General features: G+C 61.5%; 21 protein-coding genes. 5 read left to right on the forward strand and 16 right to left on the reverse strand.

The window, feature by feature from the left end; all coding sequences use genetic code 11:
* Nucleotides 1–29 precede the first annotated feature (29 nt).
* From KVT32_RS21980 to KVT32_RS22000, 5 genes are all read left to right on the forward strand, one after another.
* Nucleotides 30–995 (forward strand): chromate resistance protein ChrB domain-containing protein, encoded by a 966-nt coding sequence (locus KVT32_RS21980; protein ID WP_152383435.1) that lies wholly within the window; start codon nt 30–32, stop codon nt 993–995.
* A 26-nt stretch (nt 996–1,021) separates the two neighbouring features.
* Complete coding sequence (locus KVT32_RS21985; protein WP_152383436.1) at nt 1,022–2,221, forward strand: chromate transporter; 1,200 nt, start codon at nt 1,022–1,024, stop codon at nt 2,219–2,221.
* 22 nt (nt 2,222–2,243) lie between these two features.
* Nucleotides 2,244–2,708 carry a chromate resistance protein ChrB domain-containing protein gene (locus KVT32_RS21990; protein WP_043210744.1) on the forward strand — a complete coding sequence of 155 codons (465 nt, stop codon included), beginning with the start codon at nt 2,244–2,246 and terminating at the stop codon, nt 2,706–2,708.
* A 43-nt stretch (nt 2,709–2,751) separates the two neighbouring features.
* Complete coding sequence (locus KVT32_RS21995; RefSeq protein ID WP_152383437.1) at nt 2,752–3,102, forward strand: rhodanese-like domain-containing protein; 351 nt, start codon at nt 2,752–2,754, stop codon at nt 3,100–3,102.
* A 259-nt stretch (nt 3,103–3,361) separates the two neighbouring features.
* Entirely contained in the window at nt 3,362–3,781 is a 420-nt protein-coding gene (locus tag KVT32_RS22000) for a GNAT family N-acetyltransferase (protein ID WP_227741372.1), read from the forward strand.
* A gap of 321 nt (nt 3,782–4,102) precedes the next feature.
* On the opposite strand, the gene KVT32_RS22005 is transcribed toward KVT32_RS22000, so the two are convergent.
* The 16 genes from KVT32_RS22005 to KVT32_RS22080 form a co-directional block, all read right to left on the reverse strand.
* The gene (locus KVT32_RS22005; protein ID WP_152383438.1) at nt 4,103–4,669 is read right to left on the reverse strand and encodes a hypothetical protein; all 567 of its coding nucleotides are present in this window, start codon (nt 4,667–4,669) and stop codon (nt 4,103–4,105) included.
* 8 nt (nt 4,670–4,677) lie between these two features.
* Nucleotides 4,678–7,521: a MobF family relaxase gene (gene mobF / locus KVT32_RS22010; protein ID WP_152383439.1), complete on the reverse strand. Its 2,844-nt coding sequence runs from the start codon at nt 7,519–7,521 to the stop codon at nt 4,678–4,680.
* A gap of 54 nt (nt 7,522–7,575) precedes the next feature.
* Nucleotides 7,576–9,204: a type IV secretion system DNA-binding domain-containing protein gene (locus KVT32_RS22015; protein WP_152383440.1), complete on the reverse strand. Its 1,629-nt coding sequence runs from the start codon at nt 9,202–9,204 to the stop codon at nt 7,576–7,578.
* 62 nt (nt 9,205–9,266) lie between these two features.
* Nucleotides 9,267–9,674 carry a hypothetical protein gene (locus KVT32_RS22020; RefSeq protein ID WP_175157252.1) on the reverse strand — a complete coding sequence of 136 codons (408 nt, stop codon included), beginning with the start codon at nt 9,672–9,674 and terminating at the stop codon, nt 9,267–9,269.
* Nucleotides 9,675–9,682: 8 nt separating this feature from the next.
* A complete protein-coding gene (stbB, locus tag KVT32_RS22025) occupies nt 9,683–10,390 on the reverse strand; it encodes a StbB family protein (protein WP_152383442.1) in 708 nt (235 codons plus the stop codon).
* A gap of 9 nt (nt 10,391–10,399) precedes the next feature.
* Nucleotides 10,400–10,828, reverse strand: coding sequence for a hypothetical protein (locus KVT32_RS22030; protein ID WP_152383443.1), 429 nt, complete (start codon nt 10,826–10,828; stop codon nt 10,400–10,402).
* Between the two features lie 43 nt (nt 10,829–10,871).
* Nucleotides 10,872–11,789, reverse strand: coding sequence for a hypothetical protein (locus tag KVT32_RS22035; RefSeq protein WP_152383444.1), 918 nt, complete (start codon nt 11,787–11,789; stop codon nt 10,872–10,874).
* A 734-nt stretch (nt 11,790–12,523) separates the two neighbouring features.
* Entirely contained in the window at nt 12,524–13,513 is a 990-nt protein-coding gene (locus KVT32_RS22040; RefSeq protein ID WP_152383445.1) for a helix-turn-helix domain-containing protein, read from the reverse strand.
* Between the two features lie 64 nt (nt 13,514–13,577).
* On the reverse strand, nt 13,578–13,847 hold the full coding sequence (locus KVT32_RS22045) for a hypothetical protein (protein WP_152383446.1): 270 nt from the start codon (nt 13,845–13,847) through the stop codon (nt 13,578–13,580).
* A gap of 172 nt (nt 13,848–14,019) precedes the next feature.
* The gene (locus KVT32_RS22050; protein ID WP_152383447.1) at nt 14,020–14,493 is read right to left on the reverse strand and encodes a hypothetical protein; all 474 of its coding nucleotides are present in this window, start codon (nt 14,491–14,493) and stop codon (nt 14,020–14,022) included.
* Complete coding sequence (locus KVT32_RS22055; protein WP_152383448.1) at nt 14,477–15,157, reverse strand: hypothetical protein; 681 nt, start codon at nt 15,155–15,157, stop codon at nt 14,477–14,479. Before KVT32_RS22055 ends, KVT32_RS22050 begins: the two co-directional genes overlap by 17 nt.
* Nucleotides 15,158–15,559: 402 nt before the next feature.
* The gene (gene virB11 / locus KVT32_RS22060; RefSeq protein WP_152383449.1) at nt 15,560–16,579 is read right to left on the reverse strand and encodes a P-type DNA transfer ATPase VirB11; all 1,020 of its coding nucleotides are present in this window, start codon (nt 16,577–16,579) and stop codon (nt 15,560–15,562) included.
* Nucleotides 16,580–16,697: 118 nt separating this feature from the next.
* Nucleotides 16,698–17,861 (reverse strand): type IV secretion system protein VirB10, encoded by a 1,164-nt coding sequence (gene virB10, locus KVT32_RS22065; protein ID WP_152383450.1) that lies wholly within the window; start codon nt 17,859–17,861, stop codon nt 16,698–16,700.
* Nucleotides 17,858–18,676, reverse strand: a complete 819-nt coding sequence (locus tag KVT32_RS22070) for a TrbG/VirB9 family P-type conjugative transfer protein (RefSeq protein ID WP_217618855.1) — start codon at nt 18,674–18,676, stop codon at nt 17,858–17,860. The genes virB10 and KVT32_RS22070 overlap by 4 nt, the downstream gene beginning before the upstream one ends.
* Nucleotides 18,673–19,260, reverse strand: coding sequence for a hypothetical protein (locus KVT32_RS22075; RefSeq protein ID WP_152383452.1), 588 nt, complete (start codon nt 19,258–19,260; stop codon nt 18,673–18,675). Before KVT32_RS22075 ends, KVT32_RS22070 begins: the two co-directional genes overlap by 4 nt.
* A gap of 5 nt (nt 19,261–19,265) precedes the next feature.
* Nucleotides 19,266–19,961: a virB8 family protein gene (locus KVT32_RS22080; protein WP_152383453.1), complete on the reverse strand. Its 696-nt coding sequence runs from the start codon at nt 19,959–19,961 to the stop codon at nt 19,266–19,268.
* Nucleotides 19,962–20,208: the final 247 nt, after the last annotated feature.

Consider the following 20,208-nt stretch of genomic DNA (forward strand, 5'->3'; position numbering starts at 1 on the left):
GATCGCAACGTCTTCTTATTCTGCTCCTCATGGACACCCCGCACGCATCCTCCTGGCTTCTGCTGATCGTCAGCCTGCCCACCGGCGGCGCCACGACGCGCATGCGCATCTGGCGCAGGCTCAAGGCCCTAGGCTGCGCCGCCTTGCGCGACGGCGCCTATCTGCTGCCTGCGCACGCCGAGCAGGCATCCCAGCTGGCCGATCTGGCCGCCGAAACAAACGAGGAAGGCGGCCAGGCCTGGCTGCTGCGGGTCCGGCCCCAGGACAACGAGGAGTCCGCCTCGTTCCAGGCCCTGTTCGACCGCTCGGCCGAGTACGACGCCTGGTTGGCGGAACTGGCCCAGGCGCGCCAGACGCTGGCCGCTTTGAACGCGGCGGAACTCAACCGCCTGTTGCGCCGATACGAACGGAGCTACCAGGCGCTGCGCCGGACCGACTTCTTCCCGGCTGAAACCTCGCTGCGCGCACAGGCGCAGCAGCGCGATTTCGCCAATGCCATCGAATCCCTCCTGTCGCCCGGCGAACCCCATGCGGCCCAGGGAGGCATCGCGCGCCGAGATCCCATGCATTACCGGGGACGCCTCTGGGCGACCCGGCGCCATATCTGGGTAGACCGGGTCGCCTGCGCATGGCTGATCCAGCGCTTCATTGACCCGTCCGCGCGCTTTCTATGGCTGGAGACCCCGGCGGAGTGCCCCGCCGATGCTCTGGGCTTCGATTTCGACGGCGCCACCTTCACGCACGTGGCCGACAGGGTGTCGTTCGAGGTCCTGCTCGCCAGCTTCGGCCTGGACGAAAACCGTGGCCTCGTGCGCCTCGGCGCAATGGTGCATGTGCTGGACGTAGGCGGCGCCGCGGCGCCGGAGGCTGCCGGGTTCGAGGCCATGCTGGCCGGCGCGCGCAAACGCCTGCCCGATGACGACGCATTGCTGGCCGAAGTCGGCGCTGTGCTGGACTCCCTGTACGCCCACTTCTCCAGTGGGCGTAAGGCCTAATCTCTTTTCCGTTCAAGTGAGCAACCATGAGCTCCACTCAAGAATCCGCCAGCGATAGCGCGGAGCCACTCGTCTCGCGACCCGCCTATACCCTTTGGCAACTCGTCTGGTATTTCACCCGGCTGGGGATGCTGGGCTTCGGTGGCCCGGTTGCCCTGGCCGGCTATATGCATCGCGATCTGGTGGACAGGCGAAGCTGGATTACCGACGGCGACTATAAGGAAGGCTTGGCGCTCGCCCAACTCGCGCCTGGCCCTCTGGCCGCGCAGCTCGCGATCTACCTCGGTTACGTGCATTACCGTATCCTCGGCGCCACGCTCGTGGGAATCGCTTTCGTGCTGCCGTCGTTCTTCATGGTCGTGGCTCTGGGATGGGCATACGTGCGTTTCGGCGGCCTGACCTGGATGCAAGCGGTGTTCTACGGCGTGAGTGCCGCCGTGATCGGCATCATTGCTATCAGCGGCTACAAGCTCACTACCAAGAGCGTGGGCAAGGACAAACTGTTGTGGGCCATCTATCTGGCGCTGGCCATCGTCACTGTCATCACCGAATCTGAAATCGCCTGGCTGTTTCTCGCGGCCGGCTTGCTTGTCTGGTTTTGGCGCGCGCCACCCAAGTGGCTAAAGTCCGGACATCTGTCGGTCGCCGCAGCGGTTTCGGTGCCAGCCGGGGCTACGCTGAGCACGCTGGACTGGCCACTGCTCTGGCAGATCGGCGTGTTCTTCGCCAAGGCAGGGGCTTTCGTCTTCGGCTCAGGGCTGGCCATCGTGCCATTCTTATATGGCGGCGTGGTCACCGACTTCCAGTGGCTCAGCGACAAGCAGTTCGTCGATGCTGTAGCGGTAGCCATGATCACGCCCGGCCCCGTGGTCATCACCGTGGGCTTCATCGGATATTTGGTCGCCGGGTTCCCTGGGGCCTGTGTGGCGGCCTTGGCCACTTTTTTGCCTTGTTATCTGTTCACCATCATTCCAGCGCCGTACTTCAAGAAGTACGGAAAGCTGCCCGGTATTCTCGCGTTCGTTGATGGCGTGACGGCCGCGGCGATCGGCGCCATCGCGGGCGCGGTCATCGTTATCGCCCGACGCACGCTCGTCGATGTGCCGACATTGATGTTGGCAATAGCGGCAGTGCTGTTGCTGTTGCGATTCAAGAAACTGTCCGAGCCGATGATCGTTGCTGGCGCGGCGTTGATTGGCTTGGCGGTTTATCCACTGGTGCACTAAGTCCTTTTTTCAGGAGCCCATCATGCAATGGATCACTCGTGAACGGCCTAAGATCGACCGCATCGCCTGCCCGTGGCTAATCGCCCGTTTTATCGACGAAACGCCAGAATTTCTCTACGTGCCGGCAGGCGACGTTCTACGCATTGCCAGGGAAGCCGCCGCGATTCCCTACGACATCCCAGGCGTGGAACTATCGCATGTCGGAGAACGATGCAGCTTCGACGCTTTTCTCGATAAGTACCAGTTGGCAGATAACCCGGCGTTGCAGCAACTGGCCGGAATTGTGCGCGGCGCCGACACTTCGCGCCTGGACCTGACCCCCCAGTCAGGCGGACTGTACGCGCTGTCGCTGGGCTTGTCGCACCTTTACACCGACGACCACGTCATGCTCGGCCATGGCATGGTCATGTACGACGCCCTGTACGCATGGTGTCAGTGGTGCCAAGGAGAAACGCATCAATGGCCGCCGGCGATGCCGACGGCATAAGGCGCGATCCCAGGCTGAGCATCAACACCTTTGGGAGGCGCTCATGCAAAGCATATCTGTTCCCGAACTTGCGCTCTGGCGCAATGCCGAATTTCCCCATACGTTGATAGATGTGCGTCGCAAGCTCAGGCGCAAGGAGGATGGCGTGGCGATTGCCAATGGACAATGGCTCGATCCCGCTTTGTGGCTGGAATGGAAAGACTCCGTATCAGCCACGCAGCCCGTCATCATCTATTGCGCCCACGGTCATGAGCTAAGCCAGGGGCTGGCTGCCACCCTCCGTGCAATGGGCATCGACGCTAGGTACTTGCTCGGAGGCATAGAGGCCTGGCGTTCTGCTGGTCAGAGTGTGGAATTAGTTAAATCTCACGAGCAACCCGCTAGCAAAACATGATCATCTTCTCACTCGGCATTGTCTAGGAGACTCCGGGGAACGTAATGACAGCTATTGGCCGCCATCGGCCGGTCGACAAGGACGGCTAGCCGCCAGAAGCGGTCGCCTACCTGATATATATTCGAGACTTCTAACCAAGTTTGCAAGGTAAGACGTGGAAATCGATATTACCTCTGTTGACGTCCGGCTATTTACACCCGACGACGATATTTCGACTCTCACTTCGTTACTGCACCGAGCATATGCCCAACTCGGTGAAATGGGATGGCAGTTCAAAGCTGTAGATCAGTCCGACGATGTCACGCGGCAGCGCTTGGATGCTGGGGAGTGTTATGTGGCGGTTGCGGGCGGCAACTTGGTGGGGACCGTACTCTACGTTCCTCCGCCACGGACCAGAGGGACACCATGGCTCGATCGGCCCGATGTCGCTAGTCTTCATCAGCTGGGGGTGGACCCCGCTCTACAAGGGTCGGGGCTCGGGACCAGACTGATGAAATACGCCGAAGCTCGGGCGGCAAACTGTGGTGCCAGTGAAATCGCTTTAGATACCGCCGAACCCGCAACGCATTTGCAAGATTGGTACATCTCACGCGGCTACCGGCCGATTGAATTTGCGCAATGGGCACACACTAATTATCGCAGCATCATTATGAGCAAGCCATTGGGCGAATCCGCCTAGACTTTTAGTGCGCGCAATGGACGCGCTGAACGCACGCCGGATGGGGAGAGAACCTTCCCCACTTGGCGACGGTGGGGCGGGAGTGATCGTGCGCCTTTTGCGGCTTCAGGTCGAAAATTGCCTGTCTTCGACGACCACTCCGGGCCAAGAGTGGCCGGCTGCGGGTTTACGCAATAACACTTTTGAGTGTTTATCGCACTTCGTGAGCGGTCGTTCGGGCGATCAGACGGCGAGAAACCTGCGGCCGATTATATTTCTCGCTTTCACTACGCAACGTGATCGCTTGTCCGCAAGAATATAGGCGGCGCTCTTAGCTGGATGCTAGTCGCACCAGGAAACGTGACACTTCGGGCAGCCGGTCATGCCGGTGGCGTCTGTAATTTCCAGAGTGACGTCCTCCTCGCAGCGATAGCAATAGCCTTCCGGCGGTAAAAAGGTGAGGCCTTTGGCTTGGCGGAGCAGTATTTGTGCTCGCTCGGCAGTGCACGCCCGCGCTGCTTCGTCCGGTCGGGTTATCTCGAACAAGTGCATGACCTGGTGCCGCAATTGCAGAAGTGCTTGCAACTGGATCTGCTCCTGCTCAGGTTCACCCAGAGCCAACGATCCGCTGCTCGGATGCCGTTCTAGCTCGACCTGCAAGCGGCCGTACTCTGCATGAGTAATGTCATCGACGCGCAGCAGCACCGCGCCGCATTCCACTGGGTACGGATCCTCGGCCCAGTTCGTGTAGGAGGACTCGCGGACGTGCAGCAGCTGGTCGAAGGTTTCTAAGGCGTCCCTCTCGACTAAATGGATCACGCCCTGGGCCCCCGCCAGCCCGGTACTTTTAATGTGGACAAAGCTTCCCTTGACGGTTAGCGTGAAGAACGGTGTTTGAATAGATTGCATTGTTAATCCTATTTGGTGTGGTGTTCCATCGTGGCAGGCGCTTTGTATGGACGCCAAGGGCGGGTAGCTTCCAATCCGATGTCCAAGGCCGCAGTCTTTTCCTCGAGCCGATCTACGACGCCGGCCAACTCGCTGGCGTCGTTCGTGTAGATCTCCGTATGGTGACGTGCGCGTGAAATAGCCACGTAATAGACGTCACGCTGCGTGGTCCGGCTAAAGCTCTCCGCGTTGATGAGTGCGCGGTCGCATGTGAGGCCCTGGGCGCTATGGCTGGTCGTGGCATATGCGCGATCCAGGTGTAGGGGGCCGGTGGCAGCATCCAGCGTGAGCCTCCGGCCGTTGCCGCCAATGGTGACGGTGGTGGGGGTTACCGCCAGCACCTCGAATCGGCCACCGTTGACAAGGTCAAGCTTGGCGTTGTTCCGTGTCACTCGCACCCAGTCGCCTGCAGACAATTCCGCCTGGACTGGCTCGTATACGGAAAGCTTGGCGGCGCGTGCAGGATTGAACTGCGTGCGCTCTCCTGTGATGACATGTTCGACAACCAGATCATTTGGCTTTCCTGGCGCTACGCCGATGACGCGGTACATCTCGGTCTGGCGTAGGTTGCCCGTCTTGTAGTCGCGTTCCGGTTGGAGGATGTCGCCGGCGACGTAGTACTTCGCCACCCGTCGCTCCGCCTGGGTCGTGTCGCGACGGGTGAGCAGATTGAAGTCGAATCCACGGCCAGACAGGCCCAGCGCCTGGTGCGTTGCCTCGTTCAGTGCATTGCGCGAATCGTTCGTGCCTGTGACGATCAGCGTTTCACGCCTTTCATCCCCGTCGAGCGTGGCGTACTTGGAGGCGATGGCGTCATAGCGGGTGCCGTCGTCATCGATGGAATGGACCGCTTTGAGCTTTCCGTCCAACACGGCGAGGGATGCGGACGCCTTGCCAGCCGCGGCGAGTTCCACCGCCGCCTTCAGTTCTGGCGATTTCTGGCGGATGATGTCCCCCATGAGCGAAGTCTCCATGCCGGCCGCCTGCAGCTGGTGAAACGGTCGGCCCGCTTCAATCGCTTTGGTCTGGCCGGTGTCGCCGAGCATGACCACACGAGCACCGTCGGCCTCGGCCATCTTCATGAGGCGCTCCATGATTCGGGCGGGAACCACGCCGGCTTCGTCGATGACGAGGACCGTCTTCGCGTCCAACTTGAAGCGGTCCTTCTGGCGCGCTTCAAGCACGGAGGCCACTGTACGTGCCTCCATGTTCAGCTCTCGCAGCGCCTCGATCTGCTTGCCGTAAGACGCCACCGCCTGGACGCGATAGCCGGCCGCTTCTGCCGCCTCCTTGACCTGCGCCAGCATGTGCGACTTGCCGGTGCCGGCCAATCCCTGCACGCCGACAAAGCGATGCGGCGTGCTTAGTATCAGGCCGGCCGCCGCGAGCTGCCCAGGCTTGAGCTTTTTGTCAGCCAACGCAGCCTGCGCCGCGTCCACCTGCAGGATCGGGGCGACGGCGTCACGGCCTTCGCGCTCAATCTGCAAAATGCGCTTTTCACGCTCACGCGCGGATTGCGTGGTGTAGCGGGCGCCCGTGGGGACATATTCGCCTCGGGCAATAGACTTGCGGACCTGTTCTTCCGCCTGCCTCTTGGTAGTGCCGCCTTGAACCAACGCGTCAACCATCTCGGAACGATACATTGCGGGCGCATCACGGTCCTTGGCGTGGCGATACTGCAGCGTGCCAAGGATTAGGTGACCCCTATCTAACGATCGTTTGACGGCACCTTTGAGGTCTGCCAGGTTGACGCCCGTGCCGTGGGATCGGCGCAGCGCTGTCTTCAGCAATGCCTTGCCATCCATGACTGACTCGCGCTCCGTGTGGTGTTTGATTGCCCACTTCAAGCATTCGTCGGCCGTCAAGGATTGAGCCTGCGGCGTGCGCTCGGCCGCCTTGCCGGTCGGTGTGTTCGACGGCTCGAATGACACGCCGAGATCCCTGGCCTGCCGCTCCCAGTCGCGCTGCAACTCCTCGCGAGTGAGCTCCGGCGCTTTGTTGTTGCGCGTCTTGAGCGCGATCGTCTGTTTGAGTTTGGGACTTGCGGTAAGACGAGTTGCACCCACCGAAGCCAGTTCGGCATTGATGTCTTGAGAACGCTTCGAATAGGCTTCGATCTGTTCTCGAGAGACGTGCGCAAGTTCAAAGCTCTTGCCCTCATATCGAATGGCGTGCCCGGCGCGTTCCAGCTCGGCGACGAGCTCTGCCGAATAGACTGACTGCACCAGCGAAACGAGCCGGTAGATCTCATCGTTCGAGATCGCGGTCCAGGACCCGTCCGCGCGCTGGGTAATATTCAGAACTAGCGCGTGAGTGTGAAGTTGGGGGTCCGAGTACGCACCGTCCGTCGGGCGGGCAGTCTCGTGGCGAAACTTGGCGATCGCGGCGTTCCCACTGCGCTCCATGGTGGTGACGCCCTTTTCCGTTTGGCGTGCCCGCACCAGCTCCTGCTCAATGAATGCCAGCGCCTTGGTGACCGCCGCGTCATGTGCGGCTACAACAGAAGGGTCCTTGCCGACCAGCGCTTGGATACTGACGCTCTTTGGAGGGGAGAACGTCATGTCAAGCGCGGCCCTGGCTTTGGCATCAAGCCGAACCGATTGAGACAGTGCAACTTCAGATCCGAAGTCACCGCGGAGCGCCCGCAGGAACTCGTCCTGTTGGATGCTGCCAGTGAGGCCAAGGGCCTCTGCAGCTTTTCCCTGCCACTGCGCCGCAGTACCGTCGCGGCTGTAGTAGTCATCCTTCTGGTCTGCGTAGTAGTGCGACGCCTTGTTGGCGGCGCTCCGGTGGATGGTCTTGAGCGAAATCATCGGATGTTCCATGCGAGCGGCCGCCGGCGCTGCCGGCGACCTGGTGTGATGCGCTTACGCAGCGAGAGTCGGATCCTCGGGTAGGTCGACTTGCGACCAGGGTTGAGGGCCGCTGGCAGACGAATTGGTCATACTTTGAGCGCCGCTGCGCCTCGCTTCGACAAAGGGCGCATTGCGAATAGCGAAGGTTGCCGGCTGGAGCTCGAACTTCGAGATCGGCCGGTTGCCCGCGAAGGCAACCCAGCCGGTGAGTTCAGGCAGCGTTTGTACCTGCGCGGCGGTAACGACGCGTTCTGTCGAGCGGACCATGCGTTCGCTCGTGTTCGGCGTCTTTCCAGGGTTTCGGCTATCGGTGTATTCCGGCCGCGCGACCTCATGCTCACCGAGCGACTTGGACATGACTTCTGCTGTTTCAAAGTCCGTCTTGGAGCCGCCGAGCACGACCAGCGAGCGGAAACTTGCGCGTAGCGTCTGGGACATCTTCTCTCCGAAAATGTCGTCCATTTGGGATACCGATTGAAGGCCAGCAAGCGCGCGGCCACCGTTCTTGCGCCCCTTCGTCAAGAAGTCCTCCAAGCTGGCCATCTTCTCCATCGACCCCAGTTCATCGATGACCAGCCACCACCGGCGCGCCTGATCTTCTGGCAGCGAAAGCAGTGCCGAGCAGAAAACGTCAACGAATGCGGAGATGAGAGGCTTCATCGCCTCCTTCATGTCCTCGCGCCACGTGATGTAGAGACTGCCGGTGCCGTGCTCCATCCAGTCACGAATGCTGAACTGTCCAGCAGGCATCGTGACGTGTTCTGCCAGATACTTGGAAAGCACGAAGCGTGCGCTCGTCAGGGCTTTGTTGGCCTCAGATGAGCCGGCAAACAGGGACTCGGCAAGCGTGCCGGAAAGGAAGGCCCGAAGGTCTTTGTCGGAGGCGATCGTGGTCCAACGAAAGAGCTCTTCGATGGACGGGTTTCCTAGTTCGTTCAGCTTGCGGGCAGCCTCACGAAGCAGGAGTCGAGCATAGCCGTTCCACTCTTCCGCGTTAGCGTCTTTGCCCAGCGGAACAATAGACAGCGCTAATCGCTTCCAGTCGTACTCCGCACGCACCTCATTGAAGAATGACCAACCCTCGGTCCGCTGATCATAGGGATTGAGCAGGACGTCGCTCTCCCGCCCGAATTTGCTGTAGAGATCGCCGTTCGGATCGACCACGACAATTCGGTCGCCACGCCGCAGGGCGGAATAGACCAGGTTGCGCAATAGCACCGACTTGCCGCTGCCCGTTGCTCCGTTCAGCAGGATGTGAAGATTCTCGATGCCCGTGGGCATCGGGACGCCGGCCACATCGATCTGCTGGCGGCCGTTTTCGGCGCAAAGCTTCTTCAGCTTCTTGACAGGGACCGCCTCGGTACCGCGAATGTGCTTCTTGTACCCGGCGCCGTCGAAGCCGTCTTTGGTTGAGTACTTCTTGAGCGTGAGCGAAAGTGCGAGTGCCAGGATGAGGGCGATGATGGGCGCGGCGATTAGGGAGGGGTAGTCTGGCGTGGAGACTACCCAGTGTGATAGCACCGTCCAGGTGATGTGGGAGAAGGGGAGGCCGGATAGCACCTTGGCTGTAAAAAGCCAAGCGCAAAGAGGAAGAACTAGAAGGGCGAACTTGATAATTCGCCGGCGTATGTCGGGTGCCATGAAAGTCCTTTCGGAATAGGAATAAGGCGCCTAGGGCGCCATTGAAATAGCGCCCGCAGGGGCTACCGATAAAGCGCGAGCGCCACAAGGGCGCCGCCGATGCCGCTGCCGATGAGCGCGCAGACCGCGCACAGGAGACCAGCTCGCCACGCGGCCGTCGGCAGAGCCCGGGTTGCGACGCGAGTCGCGATTCGGGCTTCGGACGTCGACTTAGCGAGGGTGCGGCTTGCCTCAAGAAGCGAGCGGGCGGCCTGGCCGCCCGCATTGACCGCAGCCTCCATGCCTGCTTGGCGCACAGTGGAGGGCAGCGCTTGCATTGCCTGGGCGATCCCCTCCTGCCGTGCTGTCAGCTGCTCCATCTGCCCTACCAGTTGAGCGCTTTCCTGCAGCATGTCGCGATACAGAAGCTCCATCCTGCTTCGGGGGATGGGGGACGAGGCGGCTGCGCTTTCGGGCTGAATGGCGGTCACAGAGTCCCCTACAGGAAGAGTGCGCCAAACGCCTTGTCCAGCTGCCGATCGACCGGACGCGCAAGCGACTGCAGGGCATGCATGTCGCTGAGGTGACTGACGAGCTTCGCATCGTCACGATCAGCCTGACGCAGCTCCTGGCGGTAGTCGCGCGGGTCGGCGAGAATTTCCTTGATCGTGGTGCGCTTGTTGGCCAGCAGATCGAACACCTCGTTTTCAAAAATCGCCGCTTCCGGATTGGCCTGGAAGTCGCCGGACTTGCGGGCGTAGCCGAAGATAGCTGCGAACTCCTCACGGACATCGGAATCGACCCGATTGAAGAGCACTCGCACGCGGTCGGCCGGCACGCCCATCTCCGAGAGGGCCTGGATCGTTTTGATCGTCTCGCGTTGCGCTTTACCCGAACTGACCACGGGCAGGACGTAGTAATCGATCTCGAGATGCGCCTGGTCGTACTTCACCAGCTCGGCCAGAAAGTCCTCGATGTTGGAGGCGCCGACGTCGACGATGGCGGCTTCTGCCATCAGCAACTTGCGAAAGAGGCGGCCAAATTGCCCGCCGCGCATCTGTTCGACATCCAGCCCAAGATCGGCTGCGCTTTCGTTCGTCGACTCAACGGCGATGATTTCGGCGTCCGGGATGCGGGGCGCCAGCAGGTGGCTCGTCGTGACGGTTTTGCCGACCGAGCCGGAATAATTGACGGTTGCGATTTTCATGGGTGATGCCTATTTTCTTCGGCCGATTTCGGCCAGTTCGTTGAGGTCAATGTGATCTGAGGCTAGGCGAAGCCGAACCAAGTCGGCCTTGCTTTGAATGCCGCCAGGAGCGGGGGTATCGGGGATGCGCGATGGACAAGGCAGACTTGCCTCGGAGCTGGGCGCGGAATGGCGGTCGGGCACGTTGTCGTCGATCTCCAAAGCGACGGACCGCTTGCGCCATCGGTAGAGCGCCTTTCGAAGCGACAGAAGTGTCACGGGCAAATCAGCGTTGATCAGGGATTCAACGATCTTGGCGTGGGGGACTCCCTGTCTGACGAGTCGGTCTATCAACGGAAGTAGCGCGCGAAACCGCGCGCGCTGGTCGGTGGCATTCAACGCGTTTAGCTGCTGAACGATCTCGCCTTTGTTGGCCGGCGGGGCGTGATTCTGTTGCATGGAGAGGCGTTTCCCAGGTTCGGTGAGTTGCGCGGACGCCGGGTTACCGCTCGAGGGCGGCCGAAATTTTCTCCGCACCTGCCTTCTGCCACGCGGTGGCTTCGAGCGCGAGGGATTCCACCTCGCGCACCAGGCCAACTTTGCCGCACGGGTAGCTGATGTCCACCTCTCTGCCTACGAATCGAAGCGGATCGGGTACGCTCATCCTGCCTGCGTCGTGCGAGATGGCAGTGCCGTTCGACACGAGCTGATAAACCTTGCTGCCCTGCACATCAAGAATGGCACCCCGATACGTCGCGCCGACTTCAGCCGGTTTCACTTCGGCCGGTGTCGAACCACGCCACAGAGTTTCGCCAATCACGAGCGTCAAATCCTCGCTGGCGCCGTGTCGCTGCAGCTCATCAATGGCCTCCGCTATAGGCATGATGTCGTAGGTGGTTTGTTCGAAGTCGCTCACGTGGTGCCATAGTTGTGTCTTGAGAAGCGCTTGGCCTTGCGTGTCGACCGCCAGTAAGGTGACCTTCTCGACCGCGTTCTCGTCTAGCGGCGACGGGTTTAAGAAGTCTTTCCGAACCACCGGCGTGGGCACGGTTTCTCGCATGACCGGGTGGTCTTCGAGATTTCGGAAGTCATCGAAAACGCCTGCGTCGATATCGCTTACCGACTTTCCGTCCCATAGCCGTAGCTTCGCTTCGGCTTCGCGCTCGAGCGCAGAGAGATGTTGCTCATAGGAATCGGCGGGGTCTACGTCCATCTGATCGGCTGCGTGGCTGACTTCGCCAGGTTGAGGCGTTGAGGGCACGTGAACGAATCGCTCGCCGGTGCTGACGATGGAGATGTCGACCGGCTTGCGTTCGCCGTCGGCGGAAAGAGCTCGCGGGCCGTTCGAAACGGGCGCGCGATCGGGTTGGGCGGAGCGAAACAACGCTTGGAATTTGGCTTTCAGGTCGGAGATTTTCATGAGATTTCCTCGTGAGGTGAAGGTGCGTAGCGCTCCAGGCTGAGCACCGGCGTGCGGTTGAGTTGACGTGAGCGGTGGCGCCCCTCGTGCTGCAGAACCGGGGTTGAAGGAGGGGGAGCCGCGCCCGTGGGCGGGCGCGGGGGAACCGTTGCGGTTCCCCGGGGGGTCGGAAGCGCGGACGCCGCTAGGCGGCCGGCCAGGGGGGCAGCAGCCCCCGCGCTTTTGGGGCCTTCCGATCCCCACCCGGCGGAATGCCCGCCGGGAAGGGGACGGACCTTTTTCTGGGGTATGCAGGCAGCGCAGCCATGGAGGTCAGCAGCGGTGGCGCGGCATTGGAGGCGTTCGGCAGACAGGTCGTGGCGCTAAGGGCGGGGCGAGGCCAGCGGCCCGCAACGCCCTGGGGGGCTGCCTTTCCCCCGCCTGGCGGCGCATCGCGCCGGCGGAGAGGGGGACTGAAGCTATGGGTTCAGGCCGGCGCCGCAGGCGTCGGGGCGGAGGGAGCGCAGCGATCGGAGGGTAGGCGGATCGGCGTTCGCGATGAGCCAGCGCCTCGCGCGCGACTCTCTCTAAAACCTATAAAACCTATATATACCTATTGGGTACCGTTTTCGGTACTGGCAAAAAGCCGTTTTCGGTACTGGCGAAAGCAGAAACTGGGACGGGCAAAAAGTACTTTTCGGGCTAGGCCCAAAATTGGGACTGGTCCCGATACTGGGCCAGGCTGTGGACAATTTCTAATGGGACGGCACGAGCCCAGCGGCCTGGAACACGCGCGCCTTGAAATGGGGAGGTGGCTCGTTCGGGGCCTGTTCCACGCCCAGCTTCTTGCCCGTGGCCACGATGCCGGTCCAACTGTTCTGCCACGCCGCGCCGGCGGCTTCGCCGGGCTCGCGCTCTCGGAAAACCCAAAGCCGCCACGACTCGAACCAATCGGGCGACGTGCCCAGCTCGCCGGGCCTGGATCTCATGTAGGCGCTGAATGTGGCGGCCATGGCGTCGATCTTCTCGTGCGTCCAGAGCGGCCGCTGTTCCTGCGTCCAGCTTCGCCATCGCTCCGGCAGTGTCCAGGTCACCGGGAGCCTGGTGGCACCGGCGCCGGCACCGCGCGCTTCGGGCTGGCGCCTTCGGCCTTTTTTCCGGGAGCCCTTCGCCGCCTTGCCGGTGGCTGCATACGTCGCGGGAGCGGAATTCCGAGAACTGTCGTGGGTGGGGCTGGAGTCGCCTGCTGAGGTCATGACGCCCTCTCTGGGCAACCCCTCGGACATGCCGTCAATACCGGCTCCATCCCGATCGCCCGGCTGCCGTTGGTCCAACGGTGGCGGGTTGTCGACTGGCGGCGCGGCCGCGGGGGCATCGTCTCCCTCGTCCTGCAGGCCCAAGTCTTGCTGCGCCGCCTGAGCCTCGCCGCCGGCGACAGCACCGGTGGCCGCTAGATCGATCAGCGGGACCGCATTCGGGCACAAGCGATAGATGATGCTGCTGCGATTGTCGCCCGCACGCCGCCCGGTGTCCTGTATCGCGCCCAGTTCGCGAAGCCGACCAAGCGCCTCGATGACCGTCTTGCGATTCAGATGCGTGACCTTGGCCAGGTAGTCGATTGATGCGAAAACGGTCCAATGCTCGGCATCGTACCGGACGAGCTGCGCCAAGTTGAGCAACACGAGCTTGGATGAGGATTTCTGGACGTCGGCCATTCTGGCCCATTTGGATGCTTCGACGCTCATGTTCGTCCCTTGCGTTGCTTCGAGGTTTTGCCGGGTAATGGATGGTGCGGGTACAGCTTGCCGATCACGAGTCAGCCTCCAGAGATTCAGCAATGGAACGACGTGCACGCAGGGGCAGGCCGTGTGCTTCGTAGAACTCGCGGCGGGCCATCAGCCACGCTTTGTAGGGCCAGGCACGGCGCTCGCCCCAGGGGTACGCGTCCTTGATGGCCTGGTGGGTTTGTTCGGCGCTGAGGCCTTCGGCGCGGCAGCGGTCGAAGACGCTTTGCATGATCTTGTAGGCCATGCGGGTGCGTGCTTCCTGCGCGCCGCGTTTGCGGTTCGCTCGGGTCATGGAAGTCTCCGGGTGAAATTGGCGTCGGGGCGGTGTGAATGGTCCGCCGACGGCAGCGCAAGCCCGGACTTGGCCGGGCGCGCTGGGATTACGAAACAGAGAGGACAGAGTGCGCGCTGGCCGCCTTCGCTGGCGCGCTCGCTCGGATGGCGCCTCGAGCTCGGCCGGGACTTCAGGCTTGCTGGGCGGGGTGGCCTTGAAAGACGTCTCGAGCCCAATGCGCGAGGAGCATAAAGTCGGCGTCCACCTTTTGGCGTTGGAATCGGGAGTCCGGGCAGTGAAGATGGAAGACGAGCTCGCCGTTGGCATCGAACATTGCGTCGATGGCCCAATAGTGCTGCAGCTCGCACGCCTGCCCATAATCAAGCAGGATCCTACCCGCGAGGCGCGCGGACCGAGCGACATCCGTACGGAACATAACGAAGGGCGTCCGACGCGTCGGCAGGCGCCACAGCCGATGTCCTTCGCAGCTGCTTACTGATGAGACGACGCCGTCGACGTTGAACGCCGCAACCAGTGCACGGACGCGCGGATCGATGACATCGAGCGCTAGCGCTTCGGTGTGTGGCCGCAACGATCCTTTGAAGAGGCGTGCTTGCATCCTCCGGCGAAAGGCGCTGCGCATATGCTCAAGTACGGCTTGCATGGTTTGTATAGGCCGGAAGCCGATGAACTTGCACGTCACCGTCGGCGGCCGTGTTGAAGTGCAGGCGTAGCAAGGCGTCGGTGGCCTGCTTGTAGCGAGAGCGCACACGCGGCGGCATGGAAAGGTATGCCAAGAAAATGGAAATCGCGCCGGTGATGCCGACAATATTCGTCAGCGTTGCGCTGCCCCATGCGCGTGCGTGCCACTCCGCCGATAGCTCCTGCAGCATAGGTACCGCTTCATTGGGAAAGGCCATTGCAAGAAGTGCCAGTAGCCAGAAGAGAACTAGGGGCCAGATGAGCAACATCTTCGCAGCGAGGGCGGCCGACCACTTCGAAGAGGACATAAGTTGCTCGACGGCGACACCGCTATTACGGAGAACGCTGCGCTGAATAGCGGCGTAATGCCTGTCGGCCATTGTCCCGACCGATATCCCGTTCACAGTGACCTTCCAGACGATGGGCCGCGGCTGGGTGACGCGTGCCTTCAGACGGCGGTCGTAACTCACCGCCGTGACGTACATCATGGCGGCGACTACCCCGGCAGATATCCCGAAAACAGGCATCTGCATGCCGCTCGCCATACCAATGACGAAAACAAGCAGCAGACAAAACGCAATAACGGTGAACCGGAACGGAAGTGAAAGATCGAGTTCTTTAATCATGGATTTTACTCGGCTGCGAGCGAAGCGCTCGCCAGGTGAAGAAGAGGGTTGAACCAGGAAGCGACGGTGCAAAGCACCTGTGGCTGCGTCCAGGGCGCCACGTGACCTGCAAACGGGCTACTCGCGCCAGCGAGAGCTACTTACACGCATGAGCCGAACGCAAGTTTTAAACTCACAGCCGCTCTTGCCGCTCGATTGCGTAGATCGCGTCCATCAAGCCATCCACAAGCTGGTGCATGTCGGCAGTGGTAAGTGAGGCGGACGCAGTCGGCGCGCCAGGCATGCCACAGCCATCCATGGCTAGAAGTGCGGTTTGGCCTTTGCCGCACTCGTGCTGGAGCCGTAGAACACCCGGCTGCCCCACCGGCGCTCTGAACGGGATTTCGACGTCTATGCGTTTGTTCATAGCACCCGCCCAGGGTTGAAATACACCTGCGTCAGCTTGTAGTCGGCGAAGTACAGCGAGATATCCAGCGTGGAAAACAGGTAGCGCCGAATGGTGTCGAGATCCATCTGATTGCCGGCCGTGGACTGCTTGACGAGGAGCGCGACGCGTTCAAACGAATCGGGCGCACTGTTGGCGTGCGTGGTCGTGACAGATCCAGGGTGGCCAGTATTCAGAGCGTTCAGGTAGTCCCACGCTTCCGGGCCGCGCAGCTCGGACAGGAATATCCGATCGGGCGAGCTGCGCATGGCGGCCTCGATGCACTCTGTCGCCGACATTCGGCCCGCACCTTTGCCGTAGATCATGTGCACGCGATTGGGATGGTTAGGCAGGAAGAGCTCGTGCACGTCTTCGATGGTCAAGAGGCGTTCGAGGGAGGGCACGCAGTCGATGAGGCTGCGCGCGAACGTCGTCTTTCCTGAGCCGGTCTTGCCCGCGACAATGATGTTGCGGCATTGAAGGACTGCGCGTCGCAGAAACTGCAACATATCCCTCGCTGTCAGAAGGTCGAGCAATTCCTTGTCGTTGTCGGTCAGGTTGTCGAGGTGTCCCGTCAGACCACTCACATTGACCCAGTTGGCGAAGGCCCCTTCTGCGGCCAGCTCGTCCAGCGTCTTCACGACACTGCTGTGCTTGCGAATGTTGATCGAGAGTGCGCCGTCGATCACCGCAGGCGGCTGGGCAACCTGAGCGCGCTCCCCGTCCGGCAGCAGCAGCGACATGATTGGCGTGAAGTTGACGTTGTTGTAGCTGGCCATGGCGCTCACCAACGCTTCCAGAAAGCTGAAGGTCAGCTTCGGATCGTGGCGCTCATGCCATCGCCCTTGAGAGCGCGTAAAGATAACGCCAGGCCGGGTGATGGTGATCTCGCGGACAGCGTCGTCGGCCATGTAGCCAGAGATGGGACGCATCATCTGGCGCAACGCTGTGTCGCGCCCGCCCGAGTCGACGGGCGGTGCACCGGAGGAGTCTTTCATAGGGAATCCAATTAATGCGTCTGGCCCGCCGAGACCCGAAGGTCAGGCAGGCCTAACGGAGGATGCGTTGGAAGCTTCGGTCAGCTTCGCAGCATTGGCAGTGCCGGCGACTGCGCTGCTACCGCGGGACGGACCGGAGCGTGTAAACAGAACTGAAGTCCAGGTCGCGAGCGACATAGATCCCCAACCGGCCTCCCTGGTTGCGGTATAGCGTCGGCGGAATGTTGATGGTGTTATCCAGCACCGTGGTAACCGCGTTGGTAGCCGCGTCGCCCGTCGTGTTGAATTGCACTTGCCCGTTGTCGCTGCTGCCACGTGAGGTAGCCCACGTGCCCAGATCGCTGATCAAGCTGACCAGGATGGCACCGCCGAACCGCTCAGCGAAGTGCGTGTCGATGAAGCCGTCCAGGCCTGCCTCACCCAAGGGGCCGGTGCCAGGCGAATCCAGGTGGATGACAACACCCTTGGGCGTTTCCAGCCGCGACCATACGACGCCCACGCGCGGCTGGCCCTGGGCCAGCACGCCTTGCTGATAGCCGATGAACCGGGATCCTTTGTCGATCAGGACCACGCGACCGCTGGTCGAGCGGATATCGTGAGGCGCGTAGCAGCTCAGCATGCCTGCCTGCGCAGTGACGAGCTTGGTTTCCTGGACGCAGTCGATCATCGAGCCCTGCGTGATCAACATGTCTCGGTTGCCGATCAAACCTGCTCGCGATGCCGAGAGCTTCATAGGGGTGAGTTTGCTGGCCATCGGCCCGCTGTCGACTTCGCGTGCTGGCGGAGGGGAAGAGCTGGACTGCCCGGAAGACTGGCCTTCTTGTCCCTTGGTGCCACGAAGGCCGCTGGCCAAGCGCCGCTGGGTGACTGCGTCTACCGTCACGGCCTGTGCAAGGTCAGGCACTGCGCCCTTCTGCTCCGCCTGCATTGGAGCAGGCACTATAGGCGTAGCCAGAGGCGAATCAGGCATCGGAGGTGGCGGCGGAGGAGGTTCGGGTCTGAGCTTCAGGCCGGGAAGCACGTTCTCGATTCTCGCCTGCACGGCGGGCGCGGCCTCCTCTGCAGCGGGCGAGTTAAATGCGCGCCATCCCGTTACGCCGATAGCCATCAGAGCAATCAGGATCATCAGAAACATGAACGCTTTTGCGCCCTGTTGCATCGGCTTGGCCGTGCCGGACAAATCGGGCCGGCCGCGGCCCTGTATCTGTGCCTGGTGCTCCTCGATCTCCGCCACGGCGTCAATGGTTTGACCGGGTCTTTTTCGCCTTTTGAAGAACTTCATGGCGTTGGCTCCTCACGAAGGACGCGTTCGACTTGCGGGGACACAGTCCCGGTGGCCAAGCTGCGTGCGACAGGCGGGCCATCGTTGTGAACGGCCAGAACCTGGTTGCCAATTCGCAAGTGCCACCGTTTGGCGACGCGATGGAGTACCACGGTTTGTTCGTCTTCCATATGGCGGTTCACAATGACCTCCTGGCCGTCGGCGTCGACGAAGTAAATGGCTGGCAGATCCTGGCCAGGCGCGAAACGAAGCCAGGTCTGCGCACCGTCATCCCAGGCGGCACTGGGTGCCAAGCTGATGTCGCCGCTCATCGAGTAAGCCTGCCAGTTGATGGCGACGTCCGCCGTGGCCAGGTCGCGCTGAACGCGCTCACGCTCTTCCTGGGCGGCCGACTTTGCCTGCTCAAGCTCGGGGTAGCGCAGCACCACGCGAAAGACACCACCGCTCTTTCGGGCCTTTTCATACTTCAGGAGGAACGAGTAGTTGCGCTTGGTCGTGATGTAAAGGAGGTTCGTGTCGGCCTGCTCGACGATAGGTTTGAGCAGGAGGTGCTTGCCGATCTGCTGAAAGTCATACGCGGCCGAATCACCGAAAGCATGAGTCACATAGTCCTCATCGTCGTTCAGCTGGATCTGCGTTGCGACACCCAGCGTCGTGTCGACCTGAATGACGTCTGCGGCGTCATAGTCCGTCCAGCGGATGCGTTGATCCTTGGGCGAAGCTGCAGGGCGGTCAAGCGACCAGGCCGGCGCTGCGACCGCGCATAGCGCGGCCGTCAGCACCGCCAAGGCCAAAGGCCTGAAGCGGATGTTCATCGGGCGTGCCCCATCTCGAGGTTGCTCTCGCGTTGGCGGACCTGGTGGTGCGAGTGCTGATGCTCGACGCCCAGCTCGGCCTGCTTACCATGGTCAGCGTCGCGCACCAGGCCGACGCCTCCGACGGCCTTGAACGGATAGCTGATCGCGAGGGCTTCTTCGTTGCCGGTCATCTCGAAGGAACGATTCAGCGTGTTGCGTGCGTGGACGATGAGGTCGCCTGTCTCGTTGTCACGCTGAATCAGGCAGTTGGGAGTCGTCCCAACGATCGGACCTTTGTACTCGCGACCGTCTTCCGGTTGGCGGATTTGTCGGTCCTGTTCCCCGTACAGTTCCACCGGACGGCGCGCTTCGCGGATCCGCTCTTCGAAGTGCTTGCCGATGCGGTCAGCGGCCATCACAGCGGTAGGCAGGCGCAGGTTCGCATCCTTTTGGAGATGGTCCTTGCACAAGCGGGCGGCGCCGTAAAGGTCGCTCTTTGCATAGCGCTCAATGTCGCGCAGCAGGGCAGTGCGCTGTGCGTTGTCCATGCGGCCCACATCTTCGAGGCGGCGGGCGAGTTCGTTGATTTGTGCTTTTTGCATGACGATTACCTCAGCGTTTCGACAGCGGTCGAGTAGGAAATGACTTGAAAGCCCAACGGGTTGTCACGGATCACGCTTTCCGACATGGGCGTATTGACGAACCGATAAGCGAGGGTGGCGATGAACTGCTCAGAATTCGGCGCCCGATTGGGGCCGATCTCGCTTCGGGTAAAGCGAACCGTGGCGGTCTGGTTGGGGCCGGGGGTGATCGAGCGGACGCTGATCGCCAGGCGCGTGTGCTCGCCATACTTTTTGTCCAGGGCTTCCCGGCCCGTTCTCGAGTCATCCTCGAACTTCGAGTGGTACTGCTTCTGCACGTCAGGGGAGCTGAACAACCCGCAGCGGTCGTACATGTTCTGCAGGGTTCGCCAGTCGTAGCCTTCGCAGGAAAGCACGTACTGAGTGACGAAGTAACGGGCGAGCCGGGGGCCGTAGTCTTCCCGTGCATCACCAACCTGAGATACGTTCTCGACCTCGCCGGTCGCGTCATTGACACGCACAACGTAGGGCGGTTGGGGCGTGTAGCTCAGCAGGAGGGCGGTCAGCGCACCGACAGCGAGTGCCGCCAGCACAAAGAAGGCTGTTGCCACTCGCCAAGCTTTGGCCCTGGACACGCTGAATTCCGTAAGAAGGTCTCGGTCCAGGCCACGGTTGCGATCCAGTTCTTGCTGCAGTGAGAGCTTGGGATCTTCAGAGGACATGACCTTCCTCCCTTTGCCCGACGAGGTGGAAGGGCCGCACGTTTCGTACGGACGTGAAAGGGCGAGCCGCGGCGAGCGCGGCCAATATGGCGTGCTTCATCGATTCTCCGAGGAGATGAGGGGATTTAAATCAGAGGAGGCTGGCTAATGCGCAGCTCAAAGAGAAGGGCACAGCGATTGCTGTGCCCTGTGAGAAACCGGCAGTGGCGCCGTTGATATTGCTTTGACCGCGCTAGCGATCCTGACT

It is taken from the genome of Achromobacter sp. GbtcB20 (genome assembly GCF_019091095.1).
Classification (GTDB): Bacteria; Pseudomonadota; Gammaproteobacteria; order Burkholderiales; family Burkholderiaceae_B; genus Achromobacter; species Achromobacter mucicolens.